Origin of the sequence: Dyella sp. S184 (assembly GCF_009766065.1) — a bacterium.
Classification (GTDB): domain Bacteria; phylum Pseudomonadota; class Gammaproteobacteria; order Xanthomonadales; family Rhodanobacteraceae; genus Rhodanobacter.
In genome coordinates this window covers 491192-499100 of sequence record NZ_LMUE01000003.1, presented here as the reverse complement: position 1 = coordinate 499100, position 7909 = coordinate 491192, and the positions used below count along the sequence as shown (strand labels likewise).

Genomic DNA, 7909 nt, shown 5'->3' with positions numbered 1-7909 from the left:
ACCTCCTGGCCGAAACATGCCAGAAAGTTCTACTTCTGTGGCGTCTACCTAGCGGGGGAGCTTACGCCACCCCTTGATGGCTCGGTCCGCGTGCGGTCCTGCGTGCAACACGGGTGCCGACGGTCGCCACGATCGCTGTGGGTAGATACGAGGGCAAGAAAACAGCAGGCACGAAAAAAGCGCCTAAACATCAAGCGCTTGATTCATATACATGGTGGCCGAGGACGGAATCGAACCGCCGACACGGGGATTTTCAATCCCCTGCTCTACCAACTGAGCTACTCGGCCAAATCTGGACAACCGCGAGGGTTGCTGGTGTCACGTGGAGCCGCGCATTAGACCGAATACGCGGCTTTTCGTCAAGGCTCGCTGTCGGTCGGGGTGAAACCGGCGGCCTTGGCGAAGTCGCCGCCGAACAGGAATTTCTCCATCTCTTCGGCGAGATACTTGCGGGCCTTCGGGTCGAGCGGGTTGAGCCGGTATTCGTTGATCAGCGTGGTCTGGTGGGCCAACCACTGCTGCCATGCGGGCTTGGAGATCTCGGCATAGATGCGCTGGCCGAGCGGGCCGGGCCATGGGGCGAAGTCGAGGCCTTCGGCATCGGTGCCGAGCTTGGCGCAATGGATGGTGCGGCTCATGGTTTTTGTCCTCGTGACCTGATGGAGCGGGTCTGGCCGGGTTTGAACGGTGGAATCTGCGGCATGCGTTCAGTGCATGTCATCGAGCTGCAGCAACAGCGTGCGTACCGGAGCAGGCAGGCCTAATGCAGTCAGTTCGCCGGCGCTGCACCAGCGCAGTTGCGGATTATCGGCGATGCCGCGTTGTGCTGTCGCGCGATCGAACAAGAGCGGCTCGATGTTCAGTCGATAGTGGCTGAAGACATGGGTGAACGGCGTGAGCATTTGCGCATCGTCGATCTGTGCATGCTGCTGCGCGATGCGCCACGCGCTGTCGGGATCGGTTGCTTCCGGCAGGCTCCACAAGCCTGACCATACACCTTGCGGGCCACGTCGTTCGAGCAGTACGCGGCCCTGAGCGTCGCGCAGGATCAGCATCACGGTGGCGCGGGTGGGGATGCGCTTGCCTGGTTTGCTGGTGGGCAGTTGCGTGGTGAGGTCGTCGCGATGGGCGACACAGTCGGCGGCCAGCGGACAGATCTCGCAGCGTGGGCGCGAGCGCACGCAGACGGTGGCACCCAGGTCCATGATCGCCTGGGTGTAGTCGGCGACACGCGTGCTCGGTGTGTGGGTCTCGGCGTGCTGCCACAGCTGTTTCTCCACCGTGCTCTGGCCGGGATGACCGTGAATGCCGTGGTAGCGGGTGAGTACGCGCTTGACGTTGCCGTCGAGGATGGCGAAGCGCAGGCCGTGCGCCTGCGCCAGGATCGCGCCGGCGGTGGAGCGTCCGATGCCGGGCAACGCGTTGAGTGCGACGAAGTCACGCGGCAGTTCGCCATCGTGCTGCTCGACGCAGATCTGCGCAGCGTGGTGCAGGAAACGCGCGCGGCGGTAGTAGCCGAGCCCCGACCACAGCGCCAGTACGGTGTCTTCTTCAGCGGCGGCGAGATCACGCAGGGTGGGTAGCGCGTCGACGAAGCGCTCGAAGTAAGCGACCACCGTGGCGACCTGGGTCTGCTGCAGCATCACCTCGGACAGCCATACGCGATATGCATCGCGCAGGCCTTGTTCAGTGGCCTGCTGCCAGGGCAGGTCCTTGCGGCCGTACTGGTCGAACCAGCGCAGCAGGCGTGTGGCAAAGGTGGCGGTCATGGTTTTTTGCGAAGCGCCGGTTTTGCCGGCGCGGCGGTGCTGGCGGCAGCGGGCACGTCGTCGCCGGCGCGCAGGGTCAGCCCTTCGATGCTGACATTGCCAGCCTCGAACCTGGCTATCTCGGCATGGCCACTGCCCGGTGGCATCTGTAGCTGCCCTTGTTCGTCACCCAGGGCGCTCCACCAATGCGCCAGTTCCAATGGCGGCATGCGCAGGTCGGCGTGGTTGTCGGGGCCATCCAGTTTCAGCGCGACCAACAACGGGTCGCTTTGGTCAGCCGGCGTCAGAGTCAGTGAGATATCGTATTGCCCGGCGTCCGCATGATCGAGCTTGCCGGTGAGACTGGCGGCGGCGTCGGCGGCACCGTGCCAGTGCGCGCTGCCGTTCAGTGCAAGTGTCAACGTACTGCCTTGCGACAGGTGCAGTTCGATGTTGTCCAGCTGCAGCGTATTGCCCTGGATGCGCGGCGTGGCAGACAGGTGCAGTTGCAATGGCGTCTTGGCTGCAGTGATGGCAGACATGCTGAGTGGAAACGGCTGGCCCGAAATCAGGCTGCCGGCTTCAAGCGAAACGTCGCCAAGCAGCAGTTCGTCGCCACGCACCACGCTGCCGCGGCTGATACTGATGCCGGTGTCGATGCGCGGGATGTTCGGCGGGGCGCCAGCGGGCTGCGCGGGCAGGGTGGCCAGCCAATCCTGCAGCGCGTCCAGGTCGACGCGCGGGGAATCGATCTCCAGCTGGGTGATTACGGGTGACCCACCGAGCAGGGTTTGCCAAGGCAAGGTCAGCCGGCCACGCCCGGCGAACAGGATCGACGCATTGGCGCCTGGCGCGTTGAGCGTGATGCCGGACAACTCCAGCGCCGGGCGCGGAAACAGGGTTGGGCTGGCCGGGCTGGCCAGGATCAGTTCCAGACCGGCATTGCGTGCCTGGGTCTGCAGCATCGCGGTGAAGCGATCCGGCTGCAGCAGCAGATAGACGGCAGTGACCACGGCGAGCACGGCGGTCAGCACGAGGCCGCCAAGTACCAGCAGGATCAGGCGCAGCCGGCGCGACATCGGCTCAGCCTCGCTGCCGCAATTCAGTCATGGAGGTGCCCGTCGCCGAGGCTTGCCGGCAGCAGGCCATCGACAAACGCCGCAGCCTCGAACACACGCAGGTCGGTGGCGGTTTCGCCGAGGCCGACATAGCGGATCGGCAGCCCGAACTCGCGTGCCAGCGCAAACACCACGCCGCCCTTGGCGGTGCCATCAAGCTTGGTGACGACCAGCCCGGTGACGCCGACGATCTGGCGGAACTGGCGCACCTGGTTGATCGCGTTCTGGCCGGTGGTACCGTCGATCACCATCAGCACCTCATGCGGTGCGGCGGGGTCGATCTTCTTCAGCACGCGGGCGATCTTGCCCAGCTCGTCCATCAGGCCGCCCTGGGTGTGCAGGCGGCCGGCGGTGTCGGCGATCAGCACGTCGATGCCGCGCGAACGTGCGGCCTGCAGGGCGTCGAAGATTACGCTGGCAGCGTCGGCGTCCTGACCCTGCGAGATCACCGGCACCTGGTTGCGTTCGCCCCAGGTCTTGAGTTGCTCGACCGCGGCAGCACGGAAGGTGTCGCCCGCGGCCAGCATTACCGCATGGCGTTCGTCGCGCCACCGGCGCGCCAACTTGCCGATGGTCGTGGTCTTGCCGGCGCCGTTGATGCCGACCGTGAGTACCACGAACGGGTGGTGGCCGCGTACGTCCAGCGGCTGTTCGACCGGTTTCAGCAGGGCGACCAGTGCCTCACGCAGCGCGGCCAGCAAGGCCGGGGCGTCGGCGAATTCGCGCTTGTGCATGCGCTTGCGCAGGCTCTCGACCAGCTCGGTGCTGGCCTCGATGCCGACGTCGGCGGTGATCAGGGTGGTTTCCAGCTCGTCGAGCAGGTCGTCGTCGAGCTTGGGATGGCGTACGAACAGCGAGGTCAGGCCACGCGCGAACGCATTGCCGGACAGCCGATCACGCCAGCTGCGTTTGGTTGGGGCGGGCGCCTCGGTTACCGGATCGATGGCAGGTACTGCGAAGCTTTCGACTTCTGCCCGCGTATCGGCCGGCGCGGGGATCTCCGCGAGCGCCTCGTTCAGCGCTGCTGACTCGCTGCCAAGCGGTGCGACAGCGTCGGCAGGCTCCGTGGCGGCAGGTGGCGGTGGAGTCGTCTCGGCGGGCTTTTTCTTCCAGAACTTGAGCATTGCGGCCGTGATTCAAAGACAATGGGCGGCATGCTAACACTCCAACCTGTACGAGCCCTTGAGAGTCCGGCCCCTGAGAGTCCGACCGCTGAGGGCGCGGCGCCTTGAGCGGTGGACGGGGCGCGGCGCCGGGGCGCATCCGCATCATCGGCGGCAGCTTGCGCAATTCGCGGCTGAATGTGCCGGAGCTGCCGGGCTTGAGGCCCACTGTCGAACGGGTGCGCGAGACGCTGTTCAACTGGCTGGCCCCGGTGCTTGAAGGGGCGCGTTGCCTGGACCTGTGTGCCGGCACAGGCGCGTTGGGAATCGAGGCACTGTCGCGCGGCGCGGCCAGTGTGCAGTTCGTCGAGCGCGATACGCGGGCGGCACAGGCGTTGCGCGACAACCTCGAGCGGCTCAAGACGAGTGCCGGCCAGGTGGCATCGGTCGACGCGGGGGTATTCCTAAAGGGTTCGCCTGAGCCGCATGACCTGGTGTTCCTGGACCCGCCCTTTGCGTTGGGCCTGTGGACGGCGCTGGCACAGCAACTGGAGACGGGTGGCTGGCTGACCGCACAGGCGTGGATCTATGTGGAATCGCCGCGGGACAGCGCGCCAGCCCTCCCGCCGAACTGGCAGCTGCACCGTGATGGCCATGCCGGCGAGGTGCGTTTTGCGCTCTATCGGCGCGCGCTTCCGTTAAGCTAGTGCCATCTTCGACTGCCACCCTCGACCCGTGAGCAAACCTTTGGGCAACCCGCGCCTGGCCATCTATCCGGGCACCTTCGATCCGATCACCAACGGGCATACCGACCTGGTGACGCGCGCCGCGCCGCTGTTCGATCGGGTGATCGTGGCGGTGGCCGACAGTTCCAGCAAGGGGCCGGGCTTCAGCATCAACGAGCGGATCACACTGGCCCGGCTGGCGCTGGCCGACCTGCCCAACGTGGAGGTGCGCGGTTTCGATTGCCTGCTGGCCACCTTCATCGAGGAGGTCGGCGCCGGGGTGATCATCCGCGGCCTGCGCGCGGTGTCGGATTTCGAATACGAATTCCAGCTGGCGAGCATGAATCGCCACCTGATCCCGCAGGCGGAAACGTTGTTTCTGACGCCGGCGGAGCAATACAGTTTCATTTCCTCGTCGCTGGTGCGCGAGATCGGCCGCCTCGGCGGTGATATCTCCGGTTTCGTGCATCCGGCGGTGCAACAAGCCATGCGGCAGCGCTGGCAGAAGAGCCGGACCGGCTCCAACAAGCAACCCGAAACAGAAGGTGATCATTATGCGTAAGTTCGCTCTCATTGCTGCCGTCGCGCTGGCCGCTTGCCTGACCCTGAGCGCCTGCAACAAGTCGCAGGACGATCAGCAGGCTTCCCAGCAGGTGCAGCAGGTACCGAAGCCGACCGACCCGAACGATTCCAAGGGCTGGAACAACTACCTCGGCCAGATCGTGCAGAAGAACATGCAGGGCATGACCGCCAGCCAGCCGTATGCCTACATGGTGACGGCAGCCACCACCGACGATGCCAAGGCGCAGAACGACCGTCAGCTGCAGAGCGTGCAGGACACCGTGGCTCGTGGCGTGCTGCCGGGCAACATGCTGGTTTTCGGTGGCCCGGATTCGGGCAAGACCGCCGACCTGATCGTGGCCGCCTTCAAGGATGCCAAGCCGGGTTCGTTCAAGGACGTGATCATCCTGTTCATCGGCGACAAGGCTGACGAGCAGCGCGTCACCGATGCGTTGAAGCCGATCGGCGCCACCTTCCGCTTCGTTGCCATGTGAGTGCTGGCCGCGCCTGGCGCGGCCATGCTTTCCTGCCCTCTGCCCTAGCGGGGAGAGGGCAGTGATAAGGAACCATCCTCCCCGCAGCAGGGCCGCGTCGAAGATGCCTTGCCTGTCCATGTGCCTAGGGCCACGCATGCCCGGCATGTAGTATCGAAACCATGTCCCTGAAAATCCTCGACACCTGCGTCAACTGCGACGTCTGCGAACCGGCTTGCCCGAACAAGGCGATTTCGCTGGGCGAGGAGTTCTATGTGATCGACCCGGCGCTGTGCACCGAATGCGTCGGCCACCATGACGAGCCGCAATGCGTGGTGGTGTGTCCGGTCGAGTGCATCATCACCGACCCCGCGAATGTCGAGACGCCCGAACAGCTCGACCTCAAATACCGCCACCTGATGGCCAAGGAGTCTGCGGCATGAGTGTTTCCCTGCATTGGCGAGTACTGACCTCGAGTCTGCTGCTGGTTGGCAGCGTGGCATTCGCTGCCGACGGCTCGCCGAAAGCCACGCCAGCACATTCTGCGCAAATCCAGTCGTCGCAACTGCAGCAGCGCCCTGGCCATGCGGCGATTGCCAGTGCGAATTTCCTCGCCACGAATGCCGGCCTCGAAGTACTGGCCAAGGGCGGCAATGCATTCGATGCGGCAATCGCGGTGGCGTCCACGCTGTCGGTGGTGGAGCCGGAGAGTTCGGGCATCGGTGGCGGCTTCATGGCTGTGCTGCACCGGGCCAAGGACGACCACGACATCTTCATCGATGCCCGCGAAACCGCGCCGGCGGCGGTGAACAGCAAGGATTACCTTAATCCCGATGGCAGCCCGAACCGCGATACCGCGCTGAAAGGGCCGCTCTCGGCCGGCATTCCCGGTGAGCCGGCCGGCTTGGTGCTGATTGCGAAGCGTTACGGCAGGTTGCCATTGCAGCAGTCGCTGGCGCCGGCGATCCGGACCGCCCGCGACGGCTTCCAGCCAGACAAGCGTCTGCGCGGCTCGATCGCCGCGGAGCAGCAGGATCTGCAGCGCTGGCCGGCCTCGGTCTCCAAATACCTGCCGGATGGCAAACCGCCAGCCGAGGGCGCGATCTGGCGCGATCCGGATCAGGCACATACCTGGGAACTGATTGCCGCGCATGGCGACGATGGTTTCTATCACGGCGAGACGGCGCAGAAGCTGGTTGCCGCGGTGCATGCGGCCGGCGGTAACTGGACGCTTGCCGACCTGGCAAGTTATCAGGCGAAAGAGCGCACGCCGATCGTGCTGAACTATCGCGGCTACCGCATCGTTACCGCACCGCCGCCGTCATCCGGTGGCGTGGCGATCGCCGAGATCCTCAACATCCTGTCCGGCTTCGATCTGTCGAAGATGGATCAGGCGCATCGCGTGCATACCATCGTCGAGGCGATGCGCCGCGCGTTCCGCGACCACAACGATTACCTGGGCGATCCGGATTTCGTGAAGATGCCGCTGGACATGCTGCTGTCGCCGTACTACGCCGATGGCCTGCGCCAGGGCATCCTGCCGGACCAGGCCACGCCGTCGTCGATGCTGCCGCGTGCGGAAGCCAGCGAGCCGGGCATGCACACCACGCATTTCTCGATCATTGATGCCGACGGCAACATGGCATCGGTCACCTCGACGGTGAACTACACGATGGGTTCCACCTTCGTCGCCGCCGGCACTGGTGTACTGCTGAACGACGAGATGGATGACTTCGCGCTGGTGCCGAACAAGCCGAACGTCTACGGCCTGCTCGGCAGCGCTGCGAATGCGCCGCAGGGTGGCAAGCGCATGCTGTCGTCGATGTCGCCGAGCATCGTGATCGGCCCTGACCGCACCGCCGTGATCGGCTCGCCGGGCGGCTCGACCATCATCACCCAGGTACTGGAAGGCATCCTGCATTTCATCGACGGCGAGAGCGCGCTGCAGATAGCCGCGCACAAGCGTTTCCACCACCAGTACATGCCGGACGTGGTCGATGTGGAGGAGGGTACGTTCGACCCCGCGACCAGCGACGCGTTGACCAAGATGGGTTACACGCTGAAGCAGCGCGAATCGTGGGGCTTCATGAACGTAGTGACCTGGGATCGCAAGACCAACAAGCTCGATGCGGCCAGCGATCCGCGCCGGCCATCTGGCTTGGGCAAGGTGCAGTAAGGTCA

The 7909-nt window shown here is 65.0% G+C and carries 9 protein-coding genes and 1 tRNA gene; 5 read left to right on the top strand and 5 right to left on the bottom strand.

Going from position 1 to position 7909, the window contains the following annotated elements; genetic code table 11:
• Positions 1 to 212: 212 nt before the first annotated feature.
• From GSQ75_RS09955 to ftsY, 5 genes are all read right to left on the bottom strand, one after another.
• Positions 213 to 288 (bottom strand) — tRNA-Phe (locus tag GSQ75_RS09955).
• 71 nt (positions 289 to 359) lie between these two features.
• Complete coding sequence (locus tag GSQ75_RS09950; RefSeq protein ID WP_158754495.1) at positions 360 to 638, bottom strand: oxidative damage protection protein; 279 nt, start codon at positions 636 to 638, stop codon at positions 360 to 362.
• Positions 639 to 707: 69 nt separating this feature from the next.
• Positions 708 to 1769 (bottom strand): A/G-specific adenine glycosylase, encoded by a 1062-nt coding sequence (gene mutY, locus GSQ75_RS09945; RefSeq protein ID WP_158754493.1) that lies wholly within the window; start codon positions 1767 to 1769, stop codon positions 708 to 710.
• Complete coding sequence (locus GSQ75_RS09940; protein ID WP_158754491.1) at positions 1766 to 2827, bottom strand: AsmA family protein; 1062 nt, start codon at positions 2825 to 2827, stop codon at positions 1766 to 1768. Before GSQ75_RS09940 ends, mutY begins: the two co-directional genes overlap by 4 nt.
• Positions 2828 to 2850: 23 nt before the next feature.
• Positions 2851 to 3990: a signal recognition particle-docking protein FtsY gene (gene ftsY, locus GSQ75_RS09935; RefSeq protein ID WP_158754489.1), complete on the bottom strand. Its 1140-nt coding sequence runs from the start codon at positions 3988 to 3990 to the stop codon at positions 2851 to 2853.
• 104 nt (positions 3991 to 4094) lie between these two features.
• On the opposite strand from ftsY, the gene rsmD reads away from it, so the two are divergent.
• From rsmD to ggt, 5 genes are all read left to right on the top strand, one after another.
• On the top strand, positions 4095 to 4676 hold the full coding sequence (rsmD, locus tag GSQ75_RS09930) for a 16S rRNA (guanine(966)-N(2))-methyltransferase RsmD (RefSeq protein ID WP_158754487.1): 582 nt from the start codon (positions 4095 to 4097) through the stop codon (positions 4674 to 4676).
• Between the two features lie 40 nt (positions 4677 to 4716).
• On the top strand, positions 4717 to 5256 hold the full coding sequence (coaD, locus tag GSQ75_RS09925; RefSeq protein ID WP_158754553.1) for a pantetheine-phosphate adenylyltransferase: 540 nt from the start codon (positions 4717 to 4719) through the stop codon (positions 5254 to 5256).
• Entirely contained in the window at positions 5249 to 5749 is a 501-nt protein-coding gene (locus GSQ75_RS09920) for a hypothetical protein (protein WP_158754485.1), read from the top strand. Before coaD ends, GSQ75_RS09920 begins: the two co-directional genes overlap by 8 nt.
• Before the next feature lie 161 nt (positions 5750 to 5910).
• Positions 5911 to 6171, top strand: a complete 261-nt coding sequence (locus tag GSQ75_RS09915) for a YfhL family 4Fe-4S dicluster ferredoxin (RefSeq protein WP_158754483.1) — start codon at positions 5911 to 5913, stop codon at positions 6169 to 6171.
• The gene (gene ggt, locus GSQ75_RS09910; protein WP_158754481.1) at positions 6168 to 7904 is read left to right on the top strand and encodes a gamma-glutamyltransferase; all 1737 of its coding nucleotides are present in this window, start codon (positions 6168 to 6170) and stop codon (positions 7902 to 7904) included. The genes GSQ75_RS09915 and ggt overlap by 4 nt, the downstream gene beginning before the upstream one ends.
• Positions 7905 to 7909: the final 5 nt, after the last annotated feature.

Bases quoted from the DNA above. Each gene is read 5' to 3' on its own strand.
- GSQ75_RS09950 (WP_158754495.1), bottom strand. From the start codon at position 638: ATGAGCCGCACCATCCATTGCGCCAAGCTCGGCACCGATGCCGAAGGC.
- mutY (WP_158754493.1), bottom strand. From the start codon at position 1,769: ATGACCGCCACCTTTGCCACACGCCTGCTGCGCTGGTTCGACCAGTAC.
- GSQ75_RS09940 (WP_158754491.1), bottom strand. From the start codon at position 2,827: ATGTCGCGCCGGCTGCGCCTGATCCTGCTGGTACTTGGCGGCCTCGTG.
- ftsY (WP_158754489.1), bottom strand. From the start codon at position 3,990: ATGCTCAAGTTCTGGAAGAAAAAGCCCGCCGAGACGACTCCACCGCCA.
- GSQ75_RS09920 (WP_158754485.1), top strand. From the start codon at position 5,249: ATGCGTAAGTTCGCTCTCATTGCTGCCGTCGCGCTGGCCGCTTGCCTG.
- GSQ75_RS09915 (WP_158754483.1), top strand. From the start codon at position 5,911: ATGTCCCTGAAAATCCTCGACACCTGCGTCAACTGCGACGTCTGCGAA.
- ggt (WP_158754481.1), top strand. From the start codon at position 6,168: ATGAGTGTTTCCCTGCATTGGCGAGTACTGACCTCGAGTCTGCTGCTG.